This window comes from Shewanella sp. YQ_9, from assembly GCF_043103185.1.
GTDB classification, from domain to species: domain Bacteria; phylum Pseudomonadota; class Gammaproteobacteria; order Enterobacterales; family Shewanellaceae; genus Shewanella; species Shewanella algae.
On sequence record NZ_JBICJO010000057.1, the window covers coordinates 110,662 to 134,606 of the forward strand.

At 55.8% G+C, this 23,945-nt stretch carries 22 protein-coding genes; 10 read left to right on the forward strand and 12 right to left on the reverse strand.

Features of this window, described 5'->3' with window-relative positions; genetic code table 11:
* The first annotated feature begins 97 nt into the window (after window positions 1-97).
* From mpl to ACF8D4_RS15555, 5 genes are all read left to right on the forward strand, one after another.
* Complete coding sequence (gene mpl, locus ACF8D4_RS15535; protein ID WP_392465839.1) at window positions 98-1,480, forward strand: UDP-N-acetylmuramate:L-alanyl-gamma-D-glutamyl-meso-diaminopimelate ligase; 1,383 nt, start codon at window positions 98-100, stop codon at window positions 1,478-1,480.
* On the forward strand, window positions 1,477-2,118 hold the full coding sequence (locus ACF8D4_RS15540) for a flavin prenyltransferase UbiX (RefSeq protein WP_025010042.1): 642 nt from the start codon (window positions 1,477-1,479) through the stop codon (window positions 2,116-2,118). The genes mpl and ACF8D4_RS15540 overlap by 4 nt, the downstream gene beginning before the upstream one ends.
* Window positions 2,119-2,125: 7 nt before the next feature.
* Window positions 2,126-2,656 (forward strand): hypoxanthine phosphoribosyltransferase, encoded by a 531-nt coding sequence (gene hpt / locus ACF8D4_RS15545; RefSeq protein WP_025010043.1) that lies wholly within the window; start codon window positions 2,126-2,128, stop codon window positions 2,654-2,656.
* A gap of 126 nt (window positions 2,657-2,782) precedes the next feature.
* Window positions 2,783-3,721 carry an ABC transporter ATP-binding protein gene (locus ACF8D4_RS15550; RefSeq protein ID WP_044733821.1) on the forward strand — a complete coding sequence of 313 codons (939 nt, stop codon included), beginning with the start codon at window positions 2,783-2,785 and terminating at the stop codon, window positions 3,719-3,721.
* Window positions 3,718-4,488, forward strand: a complete 771-nt coding sequence (locus ACF8D4_RS15555; RefSeq protein WP_025010045.1) for an ABC transporter permease — start codon at window positions 3,718-3,720, stop codon at window positions 4,486-4,488. The genes ACF8D4_RS15550 and ACF8D4_RS15555 overlap by 4 nt, the downstream gene beginning before the upstream one ends.
* A gap of 1 nt (window position 4,489) precedes the next feature.
* Here the strand turns inward: ACF8D4_RS15555 and ACF8D4_RS15560 are convergent, their stop codons facing one another.
* The 8 genes from ACF8D4_RS15560 to sfsA all read right to left on the reverse strand — a co-directional run bounded on the left by ACF8D4_RS15560 (window position 4,490) and on the right by sfsA (window position 11,142).
* Entirely contained in the window at window positions 4,490-4,996 is a 507-nt protein-coding gene (locus ACF8D4_RS15560) for a DUF4124 domain-containing protein (protein ID WP_071238548.1), read from the reverse strand.
* 166 nt (window positions 4,997-5,162) lie between these two features.
* Window positions 5,163-6,008 (reverse strand): pantoate--beta-alanine ligase, encoded by an 846-nt coding sequence (gene panC, locus ACF8D4_RS15565; protein ID WP_028780166.1) that lies wholly within the window; start codon window positions 6,006-6,008, stop codon window positions 5,163-5,165.
* Between the two features lie 19 nt (window positions 6,009-6,027).
* The gene (gene panB / locus ACF8D4_RS15570; protein WP_025010048.1) at window positions 6,028-6,822 is read right to left on the reverse strand and encodes a 3-methyl-2-oxobutanoate hydroxymethyltransferase; all 795 of its coding nucleotides are present in this window, start codon (window positions 6,820-6,822) and stop codon (window positions 6,028-6,030) included.
* 77 nt (window positions 6,823-6,899) lie between these two features.
* A complete protein-coding gene (gene folK, locus ACF8D4_RS15575; RefSeq protein ID WP_144217912.1) occupies window positions 6,900-7,388 on the reverse strand; it encodes a 2-amino-4-hydroxy-6-hydroxymethyldihydropteridine diphosphokinase in 489 nt (162 codons plus the stop codon).
* A 1-nt stretch (window position 7,389) separates the two neighbouring features.
* A complete protein-coding gene (gene pcnB, locus ACF8D4_RS15580; RefSeq protein ID WP_210736194.1) occupies window positions 7,390-8,775 on the reverse strand; it encodes a polynucleotide adenylyltransferase PcnB in 1,386 nt (461 codons plus the stop codon).
* A 113-nt stretch (window positions 8,776-8,888) separates the two neighbouring features.
* Window positions 8,889-9,758 carry a tRNA glutamyl-Q(34) synthetase GluQRS gene (gluQRS, locus tag ACF8D4_RS15585; protein WP_025886961.1) on the reverse strand — a complete coding sequence of 290 codons (870 nt, stop codon included), beginning with the start codon at window positions 9,756-9,758 and terminating at the stop codon, window positions 8,889-8,891.
* A 67-nt stretch (window positions 9,759-9,825) separates the two neighbouring features.
* A complete protein-coding gene (dksA, locus tag ACF8D4_RS15590) occupies window positions 9,826-10,269 on the reverse strand; it encodes an RNA polymerase-binding protein DksA (RefSeq protein ID WP_025010051.1) in 444 nt (147 codons plus the stop codon).
* A 150-nt stretch (window positions 10,270-10,419) separates the two neighbouring features.
* On the reverse strand, window positions 10,420-11,142 hold the full coding sequence (sfsA, locus tag ACF8D4_RS15595; RefSeq protein ID WP_109247574.1) for a DNA/RNA nuclease SfsA: 723 nt from the start codon (window positions 11,140-11,142) through the stop codon (window positions 10,420-10,422).
* Window positions 11,143-11,304: 162 nt separating this feature from the next.
* Between sfsA and pepB the strand changes: the two genes are divergently transcribed.
* Complete coding sequence (pepB, locus tag ACF8D4_RS15600) at window positions 11,305-12,582, forward strand: aminopeptidase PepB (protein WP_025886963.1); 1,278 nt, start codon at window positions 11,305-11,307, stop codon at window positions 12,580-12,582.
* Window positions 12,583-12,673: 91 nt separating this feature from the next.
* Window positions 12,674-13,132, forward strand: coding sequence for a GNAT family N-acetyltransferase (locus ACF8D4_RS15605; RefSeq protein ID WP_028780159.1), 459 nt, complete (start codon window positions 12,674-12,676; stop codon window positions 13,130-13,132).
* 1 nt (window position 13,133) lies between these two features.
* Here the strand turns inward: ACF8D4_RS15605 and thpR are convergent, their stop codons facing one another.
* Entirely contained in the window at window positions 13,134-13,682 is a 549-nt protein-coding gene (gene thpR / locus ACF8D4_RS15610) for an RNA 2',3'-cyclic phosphodiesterase (RefSeq protein WP_071238542.1), read from the reverse strand.
* 143 nt (window positions 13,683-13,825) lie between these two features.
* On the opposite strand from thpR, the gene ACF8D4_RS15615 reads away from it, so the two are divergent.
* From ACF8D4_RS15615 to mrcB, 3 genes are all read left to right on the forward strand, one after another.
* Entirely contained in the window at window positions 13,826-16,015 is a 2,190-nt protein-coding gene (locus tag ACF8D4_RS15615; RefSeq protein WP_392465850.1) for a putative bifunctional diguanylate cyclase/phosphodiesterase, read from the forward strand.
* 135 nt (window positions 16,016-16,150) lie between these two features.
* A complete protein-coding gene (gene hrpB, locus ACF8D4_RS15620) occupies window positions 16,151-18,706 on the forward strand; it encodes an ATP-dependent helicase HrpB (RefSeq protein WP_392465852.1) in 2,556 nt (851 codons plus the stop codon).
* Between the two features lie 14 nt (window positions 18,707-18,720).
* Entirely contained in the window at window positions 18,721-21,048 is a 2,328-nt protein-coding gene (gene mrcB / locus ACF8D4_RS15625; RefSeq protein WP_096142325.1) for a penicillin-binding protein 1B, read from the forward strand.
* Window positions 21,049-21,416: 368 nt separating this feature from the next.
* On the opposite strand, the gene ACF8D4_RS15630 is transcribed toward mrcB, so the two are convergent.
* The 3 genes from ACF8D4_RS15630 to ACF8D4_RS15640 form a co-directional block, all read right to left on the reverse strand.
* A complete protein-coding gene (locus ACF8D4_RS15630) occupies window positions 21,417-22,154 on the reverse strand; it encodes a DsbA family protein (RefSeq protein ID WP_392466721.1) in 738 nt (245 codons plus the stop codon).
* A 140-nt stretch (window positions 22,155-22,294) separates the two neighbouring features.
* Window positions 22,295-22,936 carry a DNA-J related domain-containing protein gene (locus ACF8D4_RS15635; protein ID WP_028780153.1) on the reverse strand — a complete coding sequence of 214 codons (642 nt, stop codon included), beginning with the start codon at window positions 22,934-22,936 and terminating at the stop codon, window positions 22,295-22,297.
* A 130-nt stretch (window positions 22,937-23,066) separates the two neighbouring features.
* A complete protein-coding gene (locus ACF8D4_RS15640) occupies window positions 23,067-23,720 on the reverse strand; it encodes an oxygen-insensitive NAD(P)H-dependent nitroreductase NfsB (protein ID WP_045283714.1) in 654 nt (217 codons plus the stop codon).
* Window positions 23,721-23,945 lie beyond the last annotated feature (225 nt).

Consider the following 23,945-nt stretch of genomic DNA (forward strand, 5'->3'; position numbering starts at 1 on the left):
AGGCCTCTCGCGTCTTGCCGGTGGCATAGGTACAATGAGCGGCATGCAAACTCGCCCAACCTGGGGCGAGCGGACTCACTGCAGAAGGATGGCCTTAATGCACGTACATATTCTGGGGATCTGTGGCACTTTTATGGGGGGCTTGGCGCTGCTGGCCCGCGCCATGGGACATAAGGTCACCGGCTCCGATGCCAATGTTTACCCACCCATGAGTACCCAGCTTGAGCAGCAGGGGATAGACCTTATTCAGGGGTTTGACCCGTCACAGCTGGATCCCGAGCCGGATCTCGTGGTGATAGGCAATGCCATGAGCCGCGGCAACCCCTGTGTGGAAGCCGTACTCAACCGCGGCCTGAAATACACCTCGGGTCCGCAGTTTCTGCATGATCATATATTGCCCGAACGTTGGGTATTGGCCGTTTCCGGAACCCATGGCAAAACCTCTACCGCCAGCATGTTGGCCTGGATCCTCGAAGCCAGCGGCTATCAACCAGGCTTTTTGATTGGTGGGGTGCCGCAGAATTTCGGCATTTCGGCCAGGTTGGGCGAGTCGCCCTTCTTTGTGGTCGAGGCCGACGAATATGACAGCGCTTTCTTCGACAAGCGCTCCAAGTTTGTGCATTACCAGCCAAGAACCTTGGTGATCAACAACCTGGAGTTCGACCATGCCGATATCTTCGACGATCTCAAGGCGATACAGAAGCAGTTTCACCATCTGCTCAGAATCGTGCCGGGGGATGGCCGGGTGATCTGGCCGCAAGACAGCCAGGCGGTTGCCGGCGTGATAGCCAAGGGCTGCTGGAGTGAGCAAGAAACCTTGAGCCATGAAGCGGGCCAGGGGGACTGGAGCGCCAGGATGTTGGCAGACGATGGTCACGAATTTGAGCTATTTTTCCGCGGTAAATCCCAGGGCGTTTTGAGCTGGGGCCTGATTGGGCGTCACAACATAGACAACGCCACTATGGCGATAGCCGCGGCGCGTCATGTTGGGGTCTTGCCGGTAGATGCGCTCAAGGCGCTGGCAGACTTTACCCCGCCCAAGCGCCGTCTCGAGTTGCTGGGCAGTGTAGAGGGGGTCAGTGTTTATGACGACTTTGCCCATCACCCAACGGCAATCGCCACTACTCTTCAGGGGATGCGCGCCAAGGTGGGCCAGGGCAAAATCACTGTCGTGCTCGAGCCCCGCTCCAACACCATGAAGCAAGGGGTGCATAAAGACACACTGGCCAACTCTATGGCCCTGGCCGATGAGGCCGTGTTGTATCAGGCGGATAATATCGATTGGGATATTGCCGCGGCCATGGAGGCGGCGCCGCTGCCGGTGCAGGTTTTGCACGACATAGATGAGATAGTGGCCAAGGTCAGTGGTGAAGCCAAGCCCGGCGATACCGTGCTGATCATGAGCAATGGCGGCTTTGGCGGTCTGCATCAAAAGTTGCTCCAGGCCCTTAAAGCCAGAAGTGGCGAGGTCAAAGCGTGAAATATCAGCAGATTAAGAGTATCAGCCTCGCCTGGACCGGCGCCTCCGGGGCGCCCTATGGGCTGAGGCTGCTAGAGTGCTTGCTCAAGGCCGAGTTTCGGGTTTTTCTGATGGTGTCCAGCGCCGCTCGGGTGGTGCTGGCAACGGAACATGGGCTCAAACTCAGCAGCGCGCCGGACAAGGCCACAGAGCAGCTCAGAAAACTGTTTCCCGAAGGCGGTGAGCTGAGGGTGCTCGGCAAGGATGAGTGGTTCTCTCCGCCGGCGTCCGGCTCGGCGGCGCCAAAGCAGATGGTGATCTGTCCCTGCTCAACCGGCACTTTGGCCGCGGTGGCCACCGGCATGAGTAACAGCCTGCTGGAGCGGGCCGCCGATGTAGTGCTCAAGGAGCGCGGTCAGTTGTTGTTGGTGCCCAGAGAGACACCTTTCAACGCCATTCATCTCGAACATATGTTGAAACTCAGCCAACTGGGCGCCATCATAATGCCGGCCGCCCCCGGCTTTTATCATCATCCCAAATCCATTGAAGATCTGATAGACTTCATGGTCGCCCGGATCCTGGATCATCTGGGTGTCGAACATGCATTAACGGATCGCTGGGGTTATGACAAACCCAAAGACAGTGAGATCGACAATTGAGAGTGATATGAAACACACCACCGAAGTGATGATCTCGGCAGAAGAGATCAACCAGAAACTGGATGAATTAGCCGAGCGCATCAATGCGCATTATGCCAATGCCGACAAGTTGCTGATGGTCGGCCTGCTCAAGGGCTCAGTGGTCTTTATGGCCGATCTCTGCCGTCGGATTAAGGGCCATGTAGAGATCGACTTTATGTCTGTTTCCAGCTATGGCAATGCCATGACCAGCTCTAGAGACGTGAAGATACTCAAAGATGTTCAGTCGGAAATCGCCGATCGTGATGTGTTGATCGTCGAAGATCTGATTGACTCGGGCAACACGCTCAACAAGGTACGCGAAATGCTGCTGCTGCGTGAGCCAAAGAGCCTGACTCTCTGTACTCTGCTGGACAAGCCGGACCGCCGCGAAGTCGACGTACCGGTAGACTTTGTCGGTTTTACTATTCCTGATGAATTCGTGGTCGGTTATGGTATCGACTACGCCGAGCAGTACCGCAACCTGCCTTATATCGCCAAGGTGATCCCGCAGGAGTAAGCAAGCTGTGATTTCGGCTTTGTTTGTATAGTAAGACGGACTCCCGCCACGGCGGGAGTCTTGCTTTTTGCGTCCCGGGCCGCTGCCGATACCTCAGGTATTGGAGGCTCTTTAGGAGAAACATCTATGACGACCAAAGCTCTGGCGTTGGAGCTGGACAATCTTAAGAAGACCTATAAGGGCGGTGTCGAAGCCGTCAAAGGGATTAGCCTGAATGTGGCTCAGGGCGACTTTTTTGCCTTGCTCGGCCCCAACGGTGCCGGTAAGTCCACCACTATCGGCATCATAAGCTCGTTGGTGCACAAGAGTGGCGGCAGTGTGCGGGTCTTTGGCCATGATCTGGATAAAGAACTGGAGCAGGCCAAATTGTGTATCGGCTTGGTGCCGCAGGAATTCAACTTCAATCAGTTCGAGACAGTGCTGCAAATCGTGGTTAACCAGGCCGGTTATTACGGAGTGCCCAGAGCCGAAGCCCACAAGCGGGCCGAGAAATACCTCAGGCAACTGGATCTCTGGGACAAGCGCAACAGCCAATCCCGGCAGCTTTCCGGCGGCATGAAGCGGCGTTTGATGATAGCCAGGGCACTGATGCACGAGCCCAAACTTTTGATCCTCGATGAGCCCACCGCCGGGGTGGATATAGAACTGCGGCGCTCCATGTGGGAGTTTCTCAAAAAAATCAACGCTGAAGGCGTCACCATCATACTGACGACCCACTATCTGGAAGAAGCGGAAATGCTCTGCCGCAACATAGGCATTATCGATAAGGGCGTGCTGGTGGAGTGCACCAGTATGAAATCCCTGCTGTCGAAACTGGATATGGAAACCTTTGTGTTGGATATCAAGCAGCCGCTTGTTGAGGTACCCAAACTTGGCGATATCACAGTCAGGCTCACAGATCCGGCGACCCTGGAAGTGGACTTGGTGAAGTCCCACAGCCTGAACGCCGTCTTCGGTTTACTGAGCGAGCAGGGGGTTGAGGTACTATCCATGCGTAACAAGGCCAATCGATTGGAGGAGTTGTTTGTGAAACTGGTTGAAAATGCCCAAGGAGGCAAGGCATGAGAGGTCTGTATCTGGTTGCCTTCAAGAGTATTTTAATCAAGGAAATTACCCGTTTTACCCGCATTTGGGTACAGACACTGGTACCACCGGCGATCACCATGACACTGTATTTCCTGATCTTCGGTAATCTGGTGGGCAGTCGCATTGGTGAGATGGGCGGGGTGTCCTATATGGAGTTTATTGCCCCGGGCCTTATCATGATGTCGGTGATTACCAACTCCTATTCCAATGTGGCATCTTCCTTTTTCAGCGCCAAGTTCCAACGTAACCTGGAAGAGCTGATAGTGGCGCCCGTGCCCCACTATGTGATGATAGCCGGCTATGTCGGTGGCGGTGTCGCCCGTGGATTGCTGGTGGGCCTGATAGTGACCCTGGTGGCCATGTTCTTTGTCGATCTCAGTGTGCAGCACTTGGGATTGGTGATAGTCACAGTGTTTCTGACCTCAGTGCTGTTTGCCCTTGGCGGCCTTATCAATGCCGTGTTTGCCAAGAGCTTCGACGACATCAGCATCATCCCCACCTTTGTGTTGACGCCGCTGACTTATCTTGGCGGGGTGTTTTACTCGCTGTCGCTGCTGCCTGACTTTTGGCGTGGCGTATCGGCGCTGAACCCTGTGGTGTATATGATCAACGTGTTCCGCTACGGTTTCTTGGGATTTGCCGATATGAGCGTGCCGCTGTCCATTGGCGTGATGCTGGGGTTCTGTGCGGGTCTGTGGTTGCTGGCTTATTACCTGATCTCCCGTGGGATAGGGCTGCGCAGCTGATTCAGGGCTGAGCCTCGGTTTTTTGCTGCAGCAACTGTCTGTGTTGCTGCAGCTTGGCTATCTTGTCATCATTGACGCGTTTGAGCTCATCAAAATGGGCGTTTATCTTGCCGCGTTGCTTAACAAAAGCGGGGTCTTCCCGCTCCAGTTTCTGCCAATAGCGTTGCCGCTCCTGCTTTTGTAGCTCGCTGGCCCGCAATATTTCCAGATAGCTGTTTTCCTGCTGCAGCCGATAGACTTCGGCTTCCAGTCGCTGCAATAGCTTGTCTTCTGGCAGGCTGTCGTTCTCCAAAAGGGATTGCAGCGGATCAACTCTTTCTCCCTCGGCCGTTTCCGTGGTCACGCCATACTGATATTCAATCTTGTGCTGTTTGAAGGCTTGCGGGCAGGGAAGCTGGCTGAATACTACCTTGTCCTCTTTGATACATTTATAGACGGTACCTGCCTGAACTTGCGAAGCGAGCAGCAGTGCAGCAAAGAGCCAGAGTCTGGGCTGTCCGGGCAACATTGGGGCGGGAATCCTTTCGTTACATATCTAAAACAAGTGTAACCAATATGACTCAAACCTTTATTGAAGACCAGTTTTTGACTAAGGAAATTTTTTTGGCGACCTGGAAAAAGGTCTTCGGAAGAAAGAGGGGGGGGGATATTTCCCCCTCCCTAAAGAAAGGATATCAGCGTGACAGCGTCATATTGTCTATGAGGCGAGCCTTGCCAAGATAAGCGGCGGCCAGGATCACCAGCGACTTGTCATCGCTGCTCACAGGTTTTAGGCTTGAAGCCTCACGCACTTCCAGATAGTCAGGCTCAAGCCCGGCGGCGCGCAGGAACTCCTTGGCATTGCTGATGGCCTGGTCGATATCCTGCCCCAGTACAATCGCCTCGGCCAGTTTATCCATGCTTGCCTTGAGCTTGGGCGCCAGCGCTTTTTCGGCCTCGGTGAGATAACCATTGCGCGAACTCAGTGCCAGGCCGGAATCCTCGCGAACGGTTTCTACCCCTATGACCTCGATGGGCAGCGACAGGTCGGTCACCATGGTCTTGATCACCAGAAGCTGCTGGTAGTCCTTACGGCCAAACAGGGCTATGTCAGGCTGCACTATATTGAACAGCTTGCAGACTATGGTCGCGACCCCGCGAAAGTGCCCTGGACGGCTGGCGCCGCAAAGCTCATCGGAGATCCCGGGGACTTCCACAAAGGTCTGGGCATCCAGCCCTTTGGGGTAGATAAGCTCGGGTGTTGGGGTAAACAGCAGCTCGCAGCCGGCTTCGGTCAATTTTTGTTGATCGGCGCCCAGGGTGCGGGGGTAAGCATCGAGATCCTCATTCTTGCCAAACTGCAGTGGATTGACAAAAATCGAGGCCACCACGTGATCGGCGCGGCGCGCGGCTTCGAGGATTAAACTCACATGTCCCTGGTGCAGATTGCCCATGGTAGGGACAAAGGCTACGGTTTCCCCTTTTTGGCGCCATTCCCGTACCCGGGCACGGATCTCATCTATCTTGGCTGTGGTCAGCATAATCTGGCGAATCCCCGGCTCAGTTAAAGGTGTGCTCTTCTGCGGGGAATTGTCCCTGCTGAACTTCATCGATATAGGCCTTCACGGCCTCACGGATTTCACCTGTCTGCTTAAGGTAGTTCTTGGAAAAGCGCGGGATATAGCCGCTGGATATCCCGAGTACATCGTGCATCACCAGAATTTGGCCATCAGTATCCTTGCCGGCCCCTATGCCGATCACTGGAATTTGCAGCGCTTCGGTTATCTGTTGTGCCAGCGAAGCCGGTACGCACTCGAGTACCAACAACTGGGCCCCGGCACCTTCCAGCGCCTTGGCCTCATCCAGGATCCGCTGGGCGTTGTCGGCATCGCGGCCCTGTACCTTGAAACCACCGAACACGTGCACCGATTGTGGCGTCAGTCCCAGGTGGGCGCAGACAGGAATGCCGCGCTCGGTCAACATGGAAACCGTTTCCAGCAACCATTGGCCACCTTCAATCTTGACCATGTTGGCACCGGCCTGCATCAGCTTGGTAGCATTGGTCATCGCCTGCTCGGGAGTGGCATAACTCATGAAGGGCAGATCGGCCATCAACAAACTGCGGCTGATGCCGCGGCGAACACAACGGGTGTGATAGGCCATCTCCTCGACACTGACCGGCAAGGTATCATCGTGACCTTGCAGAACCATTCCCAATGAGTCTCCTACCAGCAGGACGTCTACACCTTCGCTGTCAAAAGCGGCGGCAAAACTGGCGTCATAAGCGGTCAGAGCGGTAAACTTTCTACCTTCCTGCTTGAATTTACGCAGGGTAGCTGTGGTGATTTTAGACATAATGCTCTTCTTATTAACCGAGTGAAGTGGTGTTATATGCCATGCGGCTTTGGACTGCAACGATCCGGCTCAGGTTCTCAGCCTGAGGGGTGGATCAGTTGCAGCGATTGGCGCATGGCATTGGTGATCAGCGTGGCTATGCCGGTGCCGCAGGGCAACACCAGCGAAGGATTGAGCTCTTCCAGTGGAATGAGGACAAACTCGCGGCTCTTGATGCCGTAGTGGGGCACAGTGAGCCTTGGGGTCTGTATCTGCTTATTGCCGTAGAGCAACAGGTCCAGATCCAGAGTTCTAGGGCCCCAGCGCACCAGGCGTTGTCGCCCTTGCTGCAACTCGATTTCCTGCAAGGCGTCAAGGAGTTCCAGCGGCGCCAGCTCGGTCTCGAAATAGGCCACCGCGTTGATATAGTCCGGCTGAGGAACATCGCCCATGGGAACCGAACGATAGTAGGATGAAACGCGAAAGCTGTCTTGCCGCGCCAGCTGCTGCAGCGCCAGGCAAGCACTGTCAAGCTGGCGCTCGGGAGAGTCCAGGTTGGCGCCCAGCGCCACATAGACTCCGGTCATCTTACTCGGCCGCCTGTGGTTTTTCGCTTGGGCGACGAGGCTTGCGGCGCCGGCGTTGATTGGCGTTACGGTTGCGGCTGCCGTTGGATTTACTGCCGCTGCGCACCAGCTGTTGCTTCTGCTCGTCATCAGACTCGACAAACTGTTGCCACCAACTGGCCTGCTTGGCCAGATTGCCGCCTTCGGCATTGGCTCTGAGCAGCAAGAGATCGTAGGCGGCGCGGAACTTGGGATGTTCCATCAGTTTAAAGGCGCGGCCCCCTTGAGAGCGTTCAAAGCGCATCTGTAACTGCCAGATATCCCGCGCCGGAGTGCTGAAGCGGCGGGGAATGCTTACCGAACGGCACTGCTGTTCGAGCACATCGCCCATGGCGGCAAAGAAAGCATCATAGGGGCTGAGACCGCTCTCCAAGGCGATATCCTGGGCGCGGTTTTGCAGTGGATACCAAAGGAGTGCGGCATAGAAGAAGGCCGGAGTCACAGGCTTGTCTTCACCGACGCGCACATCTGTGTTGTGCATCATTTCGCTCAGCAGTCTGGCGGCCGGGCCCTTGGGGTCGTCCCGCAGCAGACTTTCCACCAGAGGGAAAATGGGCGCAAACAGTTGATATTCGCGCATCATCTGATAGTTGTTCAGCGCCTTACCGGCGAAAAACAGCTTGAGCACTTCTTCATACATACGCGCCGCCGGAATATCTTTCAGCAGCGGAGCCAAACTCTTGATCGGGGCCGCAGTGCGTTTTTCGATGGACATCCCAAGCTTGGTGGCAAAGCGCACGGCCCGCAGCATACGCACCGGGTCTTCCCGATAACGGGTCTCGGGATCGCCAATCAGTCGCAGGGTTCTTGCCTTAAGATCATGAATACCACCGCCATAGCTGCGAATGGAGTAGTCGGCAATATTGTAATAGAGGGCGTTGACGGTAAAGTCGCGGCGCTCGGCGTCTTCATCTATGTCACCATAAACATTGTCGCGCAGCAGTCGTCCGGCCGAATTGACCTTGGAAATCTTCTCTTCGCTGTTGCCGTGGTGGCCGCGGAAGGTCGCCACTTCAATAACATCCCGGCCAAAGACGATATGGGCCAGGCGGAAACGACGGCCAACCAGGCGGCAGTTGCGAAACAGCTTCTTGATCTCTTCCGGAGTGGCATTGGTGACCACGTCAAAGTCTTTCGGCTCCAGTCCCAGCAGCAGATCGCGTACGCCGCCACCAACCAGATAGGCGTGAAAGCCAGACTTATGCAGGCGGTACAAAACCTTGAGCGCATTCTCGCTAATCTGTCTGCGGGAAATGCTGTGGCCATCGCGCGGGATAACCTCCAGGCTCAAACCTGTGTCTGTGTTGTCTTCTTGTTGAGCCTTGGCTGTCTGACCATCGTCAAACAACTGCTTACAAAACTGACTGATACGGCGAAAAATGGGACACCTCGGAACGTTAACGCAAAATAAGGGTTAAAAACTGGCGGCTATGATATACCAAATAGCAGGCGATGAGTATATCAGCGGCCGATGAGGATCTCTGTCTGCTTGGGAATGCTGTCTGGATCAAACTGAGCCACCGCCTGGGCCAACATCTGAGTCACATCGGCTTGGGGTGTGACAGCCGTCTGGCCGAGAAACTCGAGTGCCGCCAGCAGCGCCGGTTGTGGATGGCGTTTATCCACCGGTGTGGCATGGTTTTGCTTGGAAAGCTTGAGCCCTGCCTGGGTGCTGGCCAGTGGCAGATGAAAAAAGCTCGGTTCCTGAAATCCGAATTGGCGAAACAGGCTTATCTGTCGGCAACTGGCCTCCAAGAGGTCGGCTCCGCGGACTATCTCAGTGATGCCCTGAAAGGCGTCGTCCAGTACCACCGCCAGTTGATAGGCGTACAGGCCATCGCTGCGCTTGATAATAAAGTCTTCTGCGGCGAAGGCTGGGTCGACACAGACTTTACCCAGATGGCCATCGATAAACCGGGCAACCGCCAGTTGGTTGTGAATGCGAATGGCACCTTGCTTGAGTTGCAACTCCCGGCAGCGGCCGTCGTAAACACCACCTCTTTGCTGGATCTGTTTGCGGGTGCACTGACAATAGTAGGCCTGATTGGATTCCAGTAAGGCATCAATATGTTGCTGATAGTCTTGCAGACGCCGGCTCTGGTACAGCACTTCGCCATCCCAGTGCAGGCCGAAGGCTTCCAGGGTGCGCATTATGTCATCGGCTGCGCCGCTGACTTCTCTCGGGGGGTCGATATCTTCTATTCGCAGCAACCACTGCCCTTGCTTTGAGCGGGCGCGTAGATAACTGCCGAGGGCGGCAACAAGAGAGCCGAAATGCAAAGAGCCTGAAGGCGAGGGGGCGAAACGGCCTATGTAGGAAGTGTTGTTCATCAAGGGCTGAGTGACAAAAAAACGCGGGGCCAGTGTAACACTTGGCCCCGCGCTGCGGCAGATTAGATTAACCTGCCATCTGTTTTTCTTTGATCTCTGCCAGCGTTTTGCAGTCGATACACAGATCGGCTGTCGGTCTGGCTTCCAGACGACGGATGCCGATTTCGACGCCGCAGGATTCGCAGAAACCGAAGTCATCTTCTTCAATTTTCTGCAGTGTCTTTTCGATCTTCTTGATCAGCTTACGTTCGCGGTCGCGGGCGCGCAGTTCGAGGCTGAACTCTTCTTCCTGGGCGGCACGGTCAACCGGATCCGGGAAGTTTGCAGCTTCATCCTGCATATGGGTAAGAGTGCGATCCACCTCTTGACGCAACTGATTCCTCCATGCTTCAAGAATGGTCTTGAAGTGGCTCAGTTGTTGTGAGTTCATGTACTCCTCACCGGGTTTTTCCTGGTAAGGGTCTACACCAGCGATAGCGAGTACACCAAGTTTTTTAGTGCCTTCAGGCATAACGCATCTCCTGTTTCCATTTGCGTCGTAGGGCATTCTTATGAACGGCCGCTATCTATATCAGAATCTCTCTACCTAGGCAAATATTTCGATTTACTTATTGCTAATTATTTGAATATGTCTGCTAAACCCGATTAAATCAACTTTTTATCACTTTTTGGGGCTTGTCTGACGAACAAATTCGAGCCTTGATTCCACCCTGAAGCCTTCAGGTGAAAGGCTTGTGGCATAGGCCAGTACTTCGACTCCGGCATCTATGGCTTCGTTCAATAAGTCGGCATATTTTGAATCTATATGGTGGGCCGCTGATACGGTTTTTATCCCTGTATGTTGCACTAAAAACACCAATACCCCACGTTGGCCACTTTTGACCACTGACATCAGTTCCCGCAAGTGTTTTTGACCACGGCTGGTGACAGCATCGGGAAAGTAACCATGACCCTCTTCCAAGAGCGTGGTGTTCTTCACTTCGATATAGCAATCAGCCTCTGCCCCTTCGCTGAGAAAGATATCGATACGGCTGTTTTCATCACCGTACTTCACTTCCCGCTTGAGGTTTTGGTACCCCTGCAGTTCCCTGATGACACCCGTTTGGATCCCTTCCTCTACCAGGGCATTGGCCCGTCCTGTGTTGACACCGATCAGGTCGCCTTCAGGGGTTTGCATCAGCTCCCAAGTGTGGGCGTATTTACGCTTGGGATTGTCCGAACAGGAGAACCAAACCCGCTCGCCTGGGAACTGGCAGTTCTTCATTGAACCCGTATTGGGGCAGTGCAGGGTAATCTCAGTGCCATCATCCAGCCTGACATCGGCCAGAAAGCGTTTATACCTTTGGATCAAAATGCCGGATTGCAGTGGCGGGATAAACTCCATCCCCATCTCCCTGAAGTTGTTGAAAACCCCAAAGCCTAGCAGGCTTTACAGTTGGCAACAATTCTCATTCGGCGCGGGGCTTCAAGTGCCGGGCAGGAATGCAGTACACTGGGACCAATTGTGGCGCGAAGGCGCTCACTGCATAAAGAAGAAGGAATCGAAATGAGTCAATCCATGAAGATAGTGCTGACCCATGAGGCCCCTGCGGCCCATTGGGGCAAGGCCGATGTAACCTACAATGCTGAGCAGGCTCAGATCCACCTGCAGGGAAACGATGCCCTGCGACAAATCCAGATGGCTGCCCGTAAGCTGCGTAACCAGGGGATCAATCAGGTTTCTTTGGTGGGAGAGGGTTGGGACCTCAACAGTCAGTGGGCCTTTGCCCAGGGCTTTGTCACTGCCAAAGGCGGCCATGAGATCCAATGGGCCGGTGATGAGGCGCTCAAGGGCGCGCTGACCAGCAGGGCTTACAGCGCATCGTTTGCCCGCAGTCTTATCAATGAAACCCCGGAAAACCTGCCACCACTGAAACTGGCGCAGCAGGCGGCCAATTGGCTGGCCGAACTCGGCGGTGACAAGGTCAGCTACCGGATAGTTGAAGGGGAAGCCTTGTTGCAGGAGCAGTGGATAGGCATTCATGCGGTTGGCCGCGGCAGCGAAAGGCCACCTGCGTTGCTGGAACTGGACTTCAACCCTCTGGGTGAAGATGCTCCCGTGTCCGTCGCGCTGGTAGGTAAGGGGATCACCTTTGACTCAGGCGGTTACAGCATCAAGGCTTCCGAAGGCATGCTGGGCATGAAGGCGGATATGGGCGGCGCGGCAACTGTTACTGCGGCGCTGGGGCTGGCGATTCAGAACGGTCTCGACAAGCGGGTCAAACTCTACCTCTGCTGCGCCGAGAACCTGATCAGTGGTCGTGCCTATAAGCTGGGAGACATACTGACCTACAAGAACGGCACCACGGTTGAAGTGGTCAATACCGATGCCGAGGGACGCCTGGTGCTGGCCGATGGTCTGCAGGCCGCCTGCGCCAGCGGTGCGACTCGGGTTATCGATGCCGCCACCCTGACCGGCGCCGCTGTGATGGCCGTTGGCCGCAACTATAACGCCATCTTCTCCCCCAGCCAGCCACTGCTGGCGTTGACGCAGCAAAAGGCGGCTCTAGTGGCCGAAAATGTTTGGCCTTTGCCGCTGGAGCCTTGGCATAAAGAGATGTGCCCTTCTGCCTATGCCGATACCGCCAACAGCCGCCCTGTAAAAGGTGGCGGCGCCGGTGGCGCTTCCAATGCCGCCGGTTTCCTGTGGCGTTTTGTCAATGAAGGTGTGGATTGGCTGCATATCGATCTGGCCGCCGCATTTGAAGACAACGCTTCGGCCCTTTGGGCTGCAGGTGCCACGACTCATGGTATGTTGACCATAGCCGAACTGCTGGCGGACTAAGTCATAGGGAATTAACGCCCAAACCAAGCCGCCCACTGGGCGGCTTTTTAATGCCGGTGTATCGCTATTTTTCAACAAAGGGAAGTGCAGGATGAAGTTACGCAAGGCAAGAAAGGAAGACGCACAAACTGCCTGGGATATCCGTAATCTGGCTATTCAGGCCGGTTGCCAGGGGTTTTACACAAAGGCAGAGCTCAGAATTTGGACCCAAGGCGAGATGCCCTCTGTCTTTATCACCATGGTGGAGAGAGACTTTTATCTAATCGAACATCAGGGAAAAATACTGGCGACCGGCATGCTGGATAACGACCGAATTGAAGCACTGTTCGTGCATCCACAAGCCATGGGCCAAGGGCTCGGGCGTGACTTGCTCGCTCATCTCGAGTCTTTGGCGCGTGAAAGAGGCGTGACTGCGCTGACGCTGGAGTCTACCCTCAATGCCGCCGACTTCTATCGTAGCTGTGGCTTTTGCGGTGAGGGGATAAGCCAATATCACTCCCCAAGAGGCATAGTGCTCGACTGCGTGGTGATGCACAAGGCGCTTAAGTGATTCAGTCGCTTAACGGCCAACTGGCCAATATCCGGTACTCGACGCCGGTTGGAGTACTCAAAGACTCGTAGAGTTGCAGCTCGCTTGGCGTTAAATCGAGCGTTGGAATATGTTCGAGTTTCGGTAGGTTGCCAGCCCTTCGCATCAAGGTGATATGGGGACGGTAATCATATTCGCTGCTATGCAGCCCAAGGTCGTCCGCCAGTTGTTGCGCCGTCCCGGCAAGCGCCATTAACGCCGGATCCTCGGCTGTGCCGGCCAGGCAGAGTATTTTCGGCCCGGGCCAGAAACAGAGATGCTCGAGCCGCACCCGAAAGCGTTTCAAGGGCAAGCCGGGAATGGCAGCGAGTAAATTCCCGAGCTGTTCTGCCGTCACCTGGCCGAGAAACGCCAGGGTAAGGTGCAGATTGGCCTCAGTCACTTTCTTGAGACCGGGGGCTGACGGTTCATCAGCTTGTTCACATGCTTGCTGCAACGTCAGTAAGCTCGCTCTTTCTGCCGTGGTTGGCGTGAATCCCAGAAATAGCCTTTTAGGCGTAATTGAGCTCATTTTTCGTTCCCGGTTAAGACCTTGGCCTATACTGTGACTTGTACCATTGTACACAGGAGTCGATTCACTCGGTGAGAATGAAAAGCAATGGTATCGGATGGATTCTTCGGATCAAAAAACAGTCGTAAGGAAATGACCCCATTATGCCCGCGAGTCTTGCCAACCAATTACAACATGCTCTGGTGGATGTCTTCAGCGATTCTCCGCTGATCACCCTGGAGCAGAATGTTGATCGCGCCCTGGAGATCATCACCCGACAATTGGATTGTGACGGGGTGTTTGTGCTGGCGGCCGGTAAGACACCGGGGCGACTCAAGACCCGCAATCTCTACCTCAAACCCCAATTCAAGACTCAGCAAGCCTCCCGGGAATGGGGGCTGGGGAACATGCCTTTTTTTCGCAATCTGTTACGCCACCCCAAACTCTTGACCTTGGACAGTATTGAAGAGCTTCCCAAGGAAGCTCAGGAAGAGAAACGTTTCTTACGCCAGTGGCAGGTGCGCAGCCTGTTGGTGCTGCCGCCACTGCATCTGGGGGATACTCATATCGCCGTTGGCGCCCTGCAATGCGGCGGCGAAAAGCGCTGGCAGGAAGACTTTATCAATGAACTCAGCCATGCGGCGGCCATGATAGGCTCGGCAATGGAGCTGACCCGTATCGCCTTGGCGCTGCTGGCCAGTGAGCGCAAGTATCAGGAGCTGTTCCAACAGTTACCCCTGGCTTGCGGGCAGTTGGACAGCAGTAACCAACTGACCATGATGAACCGGATAGCCAAGCAGACACTGGTGGCCGGTGACAGCAAGGATCTGCTGGCGTTGGTGCGTGAGGATGACAAGGGGATTTTGCTTGATACCCTGGCCGTGGTACGCGATGGGGTATTGAATCAGGCCTGGTGTGAGGTTGGTTTTCTGCATGGACAGGAGCTCTCTTGGCAAAAACTCAGTTTCAGCCGCAGTAAGGCTGATAAGCGTACCCTGGTGCTGATGGCCGAGGATGTCAGTGAACGCCACAGATTGGCCAGCGAGCTGTCATTTCACGCCAATTATGATGCGCTGACCGGCCTGCCCAACCGGGTGCATTTCGAAGCCCTGCTGGCCAAAGTGCTCGGCGAGGAACAGGCGCCGCCTGTGTGTATTGCCTTTGTGGATCTGGATCAGTTTCGGGTGATCAACAATGTCAGCGGTCATATCGCGGGTGACAGGCTCTTGTGTCAGGTGGCGCAGCGGCTCAAGCAGCTGGTGCGCAAGGGGGATGTGGTGGCCAGGCTCGGCGGCGATGAGTTCGGGATCCTGATGCATTTTTGCAACCCAGAGTCGGCCAAACATATCGCCGAGCGTATCTGTCAGCAGCTGTTCAATCACGAATTCAACTGGGAAAACCGCAAACACGGGGTCTCGGCCAGCATAGGCATAGCACAGTTGGATCCGGCAGCCCAGGACATCTATACCGTCATGGGCCAGGCCGATGCCGCCTGCCGACTGGCCAAGGAGCGGGGGCGCAACGGCTGGTTACTCTACGACAGCAGCGATCCCCGCCTCAAGCGGCTCTACAGCGAAATGACCGCCTCGGTCGATGTCCTCGGTGCCCTGGCCAATGACAGATTTGAGCTCTATTTCCAGGAGATCCGCCCGCTGGAGGCTACAGATAGCGGCATGCATCTGGAGATCTTGCTGCGTATGTATCAGGAGGAGGGAGAGATGTTGTCTCCGGCGATATTTCTGCCTGCGGCCGAGCGTTATAACCTGGCATCCAGGGTGGATCGCTGGGTGATAGATCATCTGCTGCTCTGGGGCAATAGGCATCTTGAGTTGTGGCAATCCCTGTCTTTGGTGTCGCTGAACCTTTCGGCGTCCTCGCTCGAGGATGAGGAGTTTATGGACTGGCTTGAGATGCGCCTGCTGGCTGAACCCGAATTGGTCGATAAGCTGTGTATCGAAATCACCGAAACTTCGGTTCTCAGCCAGCTCGAGCAGGCCCACAGGTTGATTGAGCTGCTTAAACCCCTGGGTTGTAAGCTGGCGATGGATGACTTTGGCGCCGGCTTTTCCTCTTTTGCCTACCTTAAACAGTTGGCGGTGGATTATGTGAAGATTGACGGCCAGTTTGTGCTCAATCTCTGTGAAGACAAGGCGGATCAGGCGATTATTGCCGCCATGTGCCAGTTGGGAAGGCAGATGGAGTTTCAAACTATTGCCGAGTTTGTGGAAACCGAGGCCATAGTGGCGAAACTGCAGGAGCTGGGGGTGGATTATGCTCAGGGCTACGCCATAGGCAAGCCCAGGCCCTTACTTGAGCTGAGTGAGTCCAACCGCAGTTGTGCCAATGCTTATTGATTCATACAGGCCGGCACAGACTGGCATCAGGATACCTGGTGTAGTTTGCAGGACATGGTCAGGGCCTTCCTGTTAGCCACGGCGGCTGAAACTGGTTACACTGAGCGCCTGTTTTTGTAAGCCATGCCCTGAATCTTGAACGACTTACCCATTCAACCCCTGTTGCCTCAACTGCGCCAAACCTTGGCCAGTTGTCGGCAAGTTATCCTCGAAGCGCCTACCGGAGCCGGTAAATCCACCGCGCTGCCCTTGGCACTGCTCGACTGGCCGGAAATCGACGGCAAGATCCTCATGCTGGAGCCCAGACGGGTAGCGGCGCGGGCCATCGCCGGCTTTTTGGCGCGCCAAAGAGGACAGGCGCTGGGGCAAGAGGTGGGGTTCAGGGTTCGCGGTGATAGTCAGGTCAGCGGCAATACCCGACTCGAGATCATCACCGAGGGGGTACTGACCCGCATGATCCAGCAGGACCCTGAGCTCAAGGGCGTTGCCATGATCATTTTCGATGAGATCCATGAGCGCCATCTGAGCACAGATCTCGGTCTGGCGTTGGCACTGGAAGTGCAGGCCTCATTGCGGGACGATTTACACTTGCTGGCCATGTCGGCAACGCTCGAAGGCCTGCCGTTACAAACCTTGATGCCGGATGCCAAGCTGCTTGCCAGTGAGGGCCGCAGCTACCCTGTGACTATCGCCTACAGCGCCGTTTCGGCGCAGAGGCGCAGCGGTGCGGGTTCCGGCTCTGGCATGGCACCTTGGCTTGAACATATGGGGCGGCAGTTGCTGGCGCTGCTGGACCCTCAGCAGGCCTGCGCTTTGGGGGTTAGCGAAGCGCAGCAACAGGGCTCGATACTCGCCTTCCTGCCGGGACAGGGGGAAATTCAGCGCCTCAAGCACTATCTGCAATCCAGAGTTGCAGCCAATGTGCGCATTTGTCCTCTCTACGGCTCATTGAGTGCAAAAGAGCAGGATGCGGCGATTGCCCCGGCCAATGCCGGTGAGCGTAAGCTGGTACTGTCCACCAACCTGGCTGAATCCAGTCTGACCATAGAGGGGATTACTCTGGTGGTGGACAGTGGTTACAAGCGCCAAGCCAGTTTCAACCCCCGCAGCGGCGTGACCCGTTTGGGACTCAAGCGTATCAGCCAGGCATCGGCCACTCAAAGAGCCGGGCGGGCTGGGCGCACCAGTGCGGGTTTCTGCTTAAGGCTTTGGGGCCAGGAGGAGCACAGCCGCTTGCCGCAGACGGATGAACCGGAAATCTTGCATGCCGACTTGCTCTCCATGGCCCTGGATGCGGCCTGCTGGGGTGTGCGCAGCCTCAGTGACTTGCCTTTACTGACGCCACCGGCCAGAGCCAATGAGGCGGTGGCCTGGCAGCTGTTGCAGTCGCTGCAATTGGTAGACCCGCAACGTAAGCTTACCGCCCATGGCCGCGCGGCCTATGCACTGGGGGCGCAGCCGCGGCTGGCGCACATGCTGCTCCGGGCGCAAAGCCTGGGGCAGGCGCGCGGCGAACCCGAGCTCGCCGGTCTGGCTTGTCTGCTGGCTGCCTTATTGGAGGCCAGAAGCCTTGCGGGCAACAACGCCGATATCATGGATAAACTTTCTCAGGCCACTCAAGGCCTTGAAGCCAGACAAGTCGGCAACTGGCTCAGACGCTTGGGGCTTAATGGCAAGGCGGCGGATTTTCTGAAATTGGCGAATCGTGCCGATTGCGCCCTGTTGTTGGCGCTGGCATTTCCTGACAGGATAGCCAAGGCAAGAGGCGTCGAGGGCTATCAGCTGGCCAATGGCAGCGGCGTGGTGCTCGATGCCGGTGACAGCCTTAGCGGCTGCGAGTTTCTGGTGGTGGCCGATTACCAGGAAACCGAGGGCCGCAGCGCCGGCCGTATCTACCTGGCGGCCGAATTACCGGCGGGGTTGCTGGAAAATGAGCTGGCCTTTCTCTGTACCTGGCAACAGCAGGCGGGCTGGGATGAGTCCAAGGGACGTTTCTTTGCCGAGCGCCAACTGCGTCTGGGGGAGATAGTACTCAAGCGGGAGGCCGAGAAAGAGGCGGATCCCAAGCTGAGGGCTCAGGCGATTATGGTGCTGCTGCGCAGTAAAGGCTTGGCACTGCTCAATATGGATGAGGATGTCAGGCAGCTCCAGTTCAGGCTGGCACTGGCAAGATCCAAAGACCCTAGCCTATTTCCGGACAGCAGCGATCCGGCGCTGCTGGATTCTCTCGAGGAGTGGTTGGAGCCGTTTTTGAGTGATATTAAGCAGCTAAAGGGATTAATGGCATTGGATATCAAGCAGCTGCTGCTCAATCGCCTCGAGTGGCAGGCGCAGCAGACACTGAATGAATGGCTGCCGAGTCATTGGAAAATGGCCACGGGCACCCGGGCACCGATCCGCTATGATGCCGGCGGCAGGGCGCTGCTGAGTGTGCGTCTGCAGGAAGCGCTGGGCATGGCCGAAAGCCCGCGGCTGCTGCAAGGGGAGTTGACCGTAACCATGGAACTCTTGTCTCCGGCGCAGCGCCCTTTGGCGCTGACGGCCGATCTGGCCAGTTTTTGGCAAGGGCCCTATGTCGAAGTGAAAAAAGAGATGCGTGGGCGCTACCCTAAACACCTGTGGCCCGACGATCCGGCCAATACTTTGCCGACTAAACTCACCAAGAAAAAGACCTTGAATATCCAGCAGTAAATTTTGGGATAAGCATGACCACCAAGAAAAGTACCACGAAAAAAAGTACCAGAAAAACCAGCAGCAAGAGCAAGCCGGAGCGGCAAAGCCCCGGTCTGTGGCGCAGGTTATGGTCGATAACCTGGAAGCTGGCCCTTATTCTGGTAGCGGCGTTGACTATCTATTGTATCTACCTGGATCAGATCATCGCCCGTAAGTTCGAAGGGCAGAAGTGGCACCTGCCGGCGCAGGTGTTCAGTCGCTCCATGGCGCTCTATCCCGGGGCGGCGGTGAGCCATGCCCAACTGATGGCCGAACTTAAACTGCTGGGCTATCGCAAGGTGGCCAATCCGCGCCAGGTGGGGGAGTTTTCTGCCTCCAGTACCCGAATCGAGCTGTGGCGCCGCCCCTTCCTGCATCCTGAGGGGAGCCAGGCAGAGCAGCGGGTGATGATAAGTTTCGACTCCAACGGTGTCACTTCGGTGGCGCGCATGAGCGACAAACGCCAACTGGCGGTGTTTCATCTCGAACCTGTACTGCTGGACAGGATCATCGCCGGCGATGGTGAGGACAGGCTGTTTGTACCAACCGAACAGATCCCCGAAAACATAGTCGAAGCGCTTATTCTGGTGGAAGACCGCAGCTTCTATGAGCACCACGGGGTGAACCCCTTTGCCATCGCCCGTGCCCTGCTGGTCAATATCAGTGCCGGTCGCACGGTACAGGGCGGCTCGACCCTGACCCAGCAGCTGGCGAAGAACTTCTTCCTCTCCAGTGAGCGCTCCTTGATCCGTAAGGCCAGAGAGGCCCTGATGGCGCTGATTATCGATTTTCGTTACAGCAAGGATGAAATTCTCGAGGCCTATCTCAATGAGGTCTACATGGGACAGGACAAATCCAGAGCCGTGCATGGCATGGGGCTGGCATCGCAATTCTATTTTGGCCGCCCCGTAGGAGAGCTGACCCTGGCGCAGCAAGCCTTCCTGGTCGCCGCCATCAAGGGGCCATCCTACTACAACCCCTGGCGCTATCCTGACAGGGCTCAGGAGCGGCGCGATCTGGTGCTCCGGCTGTTGATGGAAGGCAGCAAAATTTCTGTTGACCAATACAAGGCGGCAGCAGAGTCGCCGCTGGGATTAAGGCGCTCGGACAAACCTGTGCACCAGAAACTGCCGGCCTTCTTTGCCGTGGTCAAACAGGAACTCAAGGATCGCTACGGTGCGGCGCTGCTGAAGCAGTCCGGCGTCAAGGTCTATACCACCTTGGACCCCATGGCACAGGAAGCCGCCGAAAACGCCGTTGAGCGAACCCTGAAGGAGCTTGGCAAGAAAGATAAAGAGTTGCAGGTAGGCATGGTGGTGACCGACAAGTACAGCGCCGGTATCGCCGCCATGGTGGGCGACAAGGTACCTGGCTACGAGGGTTTCAACCGGGCGGTGGAAATTCGCCGTCCCATAGGTTCACTGGTCAAGCCCTTTGTTTATGCCACGGCGCTGGCTCAGGGCAGCAAGTTCAATCTCGCCAGCCCCCTCAAAGATGAGGCCATTACCCTCAAGAATGAGCAGGGCAAGACCTGGTCGCCACAGAATGTGGATCGCAAGTTCCGTGGCCAGGTGCCACTGTTGACGGCGTTCAAGAAATCGATGAATGTGCCGACCGTTAATTTGGGGATGAATGTCGGCGTCGATGCCGTGGCCGCGACGCTAAAAGAGGCCGGCTGGAATGAAGCTGTATCGGCTTATCCTTCCATGTTGCTCGGCGCCGTGAACGGTTCCCCCTTGATGGTGGCGCAGGTATATCAGACCCTGGCGGACGGTGGCCGTTATCGTCAGCTCAATGCGGTGACTGCCGTGCTGGACAGCGACAACCAGCCCCTGCCTGTGGCCAGTATGCCACGCCATGAGGCGATAACGCCTGCGGCCAACTATCTGGTGCAGTACGCCATGACCAAGGTGGTGGAGTCCGGCACGGCTTCGCGTCTGGGGGCGGCCTTCCCCGGCGTGATGCTGGCGGGCAAGACGGGCACCAGCAACGACCGCCGCGACTCCTGGTTTGCCGGGTTTGACGAGCGTAACGTTGCCGCCGTTTGGGTTGGCCGCGATGACAACGGCAAGACCCAGTTCTATGGCAGCAGTGGTGCCATGACGGTTTATCAACGCTTCCTCGCCGAGCGGCCGCCACTGGGGCTGAGGTTGCCGCCGGTCAACGGCGTGGTGCAGGGCTATTTCGATCGGGATACAGGTGCAGCGAAACAAGCCGATTGCCGTAATGTGGTGGCGGTACCTGCGCTGGCCGACAGTTATCATCCGGCGCCCAACTGCGGTGAACCTCTGCCTTGGTGGAAGCGGATCCTCGGTGGTTAACCGTGTAGAGGCTAAGGAAGGTGTGAACAAGTCCCATGTGTGCTCTGCGTCGGCTTACGGGCCTGGATGCAAGGCGTGGTTCGCAGCAAATGGCCTTAGCCCTTTGCAAGAGGCACAACACAGCAGGCAGGCCTGTAAGCCACGCCCTTCGGGGCTTTCACAGCAACCGGCTCTCTGCGTTATCCGACTTCGACAGGCCCCGGCATGCCTTCAGTCAGATGCCTTGAACGCCAATTGTTGTGCAAGCCAGAGTGCCACGAGGACTTATTCGCACCTTCCCTAATAGACACTAGATAGCAAAAAGGCCACCTCCGGGTGGCCTTTGACTTGTTTGAGAATATAGCGTGTTATCGTTATACCGTCTGATTTCAGCGGCGACGTCTGGTGACGGCGGCGACACCCGCAAAGGCCAGGAACAACCAACCCAGGCTGCCGCCTTCATCTTGCTTGGCATCTTTTTCGGTAGCCAGGAAATTGATCAGATCGGTCAGTTCGCCCAGGGTGCGAATTTCTCCCAGGTTAACCATATATTTGTCGTTTACCACGAAGCTTGGCACGCTCTGAATGGCAAATTCATTCTGCTGCTTACGCCACAAGGCGATGACATCATTGATTTTCTTGCTGTCGGCCAAGGTATCATACTGGCTGACATCGACGCCGTTGGCGGCAAACAATTGCTTGATATCGTCGCGGCTATTGATAGCAGAGGTGTGCTTGTGTCCAGGGGCGGAATGGTCATGGCCATGGGCCCCTTCCTCGCCCTGAATGGCGGCAAACATAGGATGAACCAGCTTATCAGTCGCGCCCAGCTCTTGCATGATGGCCAGAGACTTCATCACCTCAGTGCCCAGATCGCTGTTCATAAAGTCGACATGCTTGCTGTCAAAGCTGACTTCTTTATTGAGACCGGCCTTGATGTCCGGCAGATACTGGGTTTCCATGCTGAAGCAGTTATGACAGTAGAAAGAGAAGAACTCGGTGAGTTTGGGTTCTTCACTGCCTTTCTTGGCTATCTGGGTATAGTGTTTACCTTCGATAAAGTCGGCGGCGTTGGCGGCCAGCGGGATCAGGGTAAGTGCCATTGCGGCAACCAGTGGCTTGAGCAAAATAATCTCCTCAGAATTGACCGGGCGCAGCGCCCTTTGCTGTCAGGTTAGTGTGACTGGCTTAATTATGACTTAAGCGTCGGCGCCTTTGGCGGCCATTTCTGTGAGCGAGGCTAAGCTTTGACGGTTTGCCTGGTTATTCAACCTCGCAGGGCTTGCCAGGCTTCGCAGATCTGTCTGAATTTGGCGGCATCACCACCTTGCCTGTCCGGGTGCCACTTCAGCGCCAGTTTACGCCACTGGCGACGGATCTCCTTGTCGCTGGCGTCGGCTTCCAGCTCCAATACCCGCAGTGCCTCTCGTTGGGCAAAACGGCCGGGACACACGCCAATATAATCCTGATAACTGTTCCAGAAGGACTCCAGCATCTCACGAACAACATTGACGCAGGTGTCGTAGTTGTTCCAGTCGAGGTAGTAGTCTCTAAGTGCCGAGTCATCCTGTTGCAGTTGCAGCACATTGGCCGGTGGGATCCGCAGCAATATGATATCCATGGCCTGTACCTGCAGCCATTGGCCCGGCAACAGCATGTGTTGCAGTTCGTAGAGGGCATTCATCAACAGGAAGTTGCGTTTGAACAGATCTTTCTCGGGCAGAGGATCCAAGTCGTGCATCAGTCCCTGTTGCTGTAATTCGGTGGCGAGGTGATGCACCTTCCAGGAGCGGTTGCTGCGTTTGAGCAAGCTGAGCAGCGGCCAGATAAGCGGGTTATCGCCCTTGAGTCGGGTCGGCTTGACCTCAGTGGTCTCTGGCTGGGCCAGCGCGGGTTTGGCAAGCAGCATGGTAGCAATCATTCATCCTGAACTGACGATAAAATCTACTATGCCACAGGTGTCCGTGGGTGCAAGGTGAAAATAATGGAACCCGGCGTGGAGCCGGGTTCTGAAAGGGATGATGTAAACTCGTTCCTCGTTAGATCTTGGTAAACAGCTCTTCTTGAGGCAGGCGAGACTTGGGCAGCTTGGCGTTGAAGTCAGACTCGTCATGGTAGCCAAGAGCCACAACCACGCTGGCGGTCAGGCCCTGTTCTCTCAGACCCAACACCTGGTTGAGCTTAGTCGCATCGAAGCCTTCAATTGGGGTTGCATCTATGTCCAATACGCTGGCGCCCAGCAGCAGAGTACCCAGCGCCAGATAGGTTTGTTTCTCCATCCAGTGCTGCAGATCCTTAAGTTCGAACTTGTGCATATTGGTGAAGAAAGAGCGGCCGTTGTGTTGGCCTTGCTTGGCGTTTTCGTCGGCGAAGCGGCCATCGGCATCTTCTTGCTCAAGCAGACGCAGCAGATGGGCTTCGTCCATGTTGTTGCGGGTACAGAGTACTACCACGTGGGAAGCGTTGAGGATCTTTGGCGTGTTGAAGCCATAGTCAGCGGTAGACTCGGCAATTTTGGCTTTGCCTTCATCTGTCGCGGCCAGTACAAAGTGCCATGGCTGGGAGTTCACCGAGGAGGGGCTGAACTGCAGCAGACTCTGCAGATCTTCAATTTTATCCTGGGGGATCTTCTTGTTGGGATCAAAAGCCTTAGTGGTATAGCGCTTTTTGGCAAGGTATGTCAGATCTGTCATGTCACTGCTCCGGACAAATGAGGCTGAAATTGTTTTGGCATTCTACGATCTCTGTTGCGCTTTACAACAGTGTTTCTGCTGCAAGCTATATCAAAAATAAATTGAAAGTACGCTGGTGGGGAACCACCTCTCGGTGCCAACAAGATTGCGTTTGCATGTTTTTGGCTATTAAATTGCGTTTGCTGTATATCTTGGTTAATATATGGACAGGTTTATGGCGGAGCA

What these genes read in the sequence shown, in the direction of transcription:
- mpl (WP_392465839.1), top strand. Translation starts at nt 98, where the DNA reads ATGCACGTACATATTCTGGGGATCTGTGGCACTTTTATGGGGGGCTTG.
- hpt (WP_025010043.1), top strand. Translation starts at nt 2,126, where the DNA reads ATGAAACACACCACCGAAGTGATGATCTCGGCAGAAGAGATCAACCAG.
- ACF8D4_RS15550 (WP_044733821.1), top strand. Translation starts at nt 2,783, where the DNA reads ATGACGACCAAAGCTCTGGCGTTGGAGCTGGACAATCTTAAGAAGACC.
- ACF8D4_RS15555 (WP_025010045.1), top strand. Translation starts at nt 3,718, where the DNA reads ATGAGAGGTCTGTATCTGGTTGCCTTCAAGAGTATTTTAATCAAGGAA.
- ACF8D4_RS15560 (WP_071238548.1), bottom strand. Translation starts at nt 4,996, where the DNA reads ATGTTGCCCGGACAGCCCAGACTCTGGCTCTTTGCTGCACTGCTGCTC.
- panC (WP_028780166.1), bottom strand. Translation starts at nt 6,008, where the DNA reads ATGCTGACCACAGCCAAGATAGATGAGATCCGTGCCCGGGTACGGGAA.
- panB (WP_025010048.1), bottom strand. Translation starts at nt 6,822, where the DNA reads ATGTCTAAAATCACCACAGCTACCCTGCGTAAATTCAAGCAGGAAGGT.
- folK (WP_144217912.1), bottom strand. Translation starts at nt 7,388, where the DNA reads ATGACCGGAGTCTATGTGGCGCTGGGCGCCAACCTGGACTCTCCCGAG.
- gluQRS (WP_025886961.1), bottom strand. Translation starts at nt 9,758, where the DNA reads ATGAACAACACTTCCTACATAGGCCGTTTCGCCCCCTCGCCTTCAGGC.
- dksA (WP_025010051.1), bottom strand. Translation starts at nt 10,269, where the DNA reads ATGCCTGAAGGCACTAAAAAACTTGGTGTACTCGCTATCGCTGGTGTA.
- sfsA (WP_109247574.1), bottom strand. Translation starts at nt 11,142, where the DNA reads ATGGAGTTTATCCCGCCACTGCAATCCGGCATTTTGATCCAAAGGTAT.
- pepB (WP_025886963.1), top strand. Translation starts at nt 11,305, where the DNA reads ATGAGTCAATCCATGAAGATAGTGCTGACCCATGAGGCCCCTGCGGCC.
- ACF8D4_RS15605 (WP_028780159.1), top strand. Translation starts at nt 12,674, where the DNA reads ATGAAGTTACGCAAGGCAAGAAAGGAAGACGCACAAACTGCCTGGGAT.
- thpR (WP_071238542.1), bottom strand. Translation starts at nt 13,682, where the DNA reads ATGAGCTCAATTACGCCTAAAAGGCTATTTCTGGGATTCACGCCAACC.
- ACF8D4_RS15615 (WP_392465850.1), top strand. Translation starts at nt 13,826, where the DNA reads ATGCCCGCGAGTCTTGCCAACCAATTACAACATGCTCTGGTGGATGTC.
- mrcB (WP_096142325.1), top strand. Translation starts at nt 18,721, where the DNA reads ATGACCACCAAGAAAAGTACCACGAAAAAAAGTACCAGAAAAACCAGC.
- ACF8D4_RS15635 (WP_028780153.1), bottom strand. Translation starts at nt 22,936, where the DNA reads ATGCTGCTTGCCAAACCCGCGCTGGCCCAGCCAGAGACCACTGAGGTC.
- ACF8D4_RS15640 (WP_045283714.1), bottom strand. Translation starts at nt 23,720, where the DNA reads ATGACAGATCTGACATACCTTGCCAAAAAGCGCTATACCACTAAGGCT.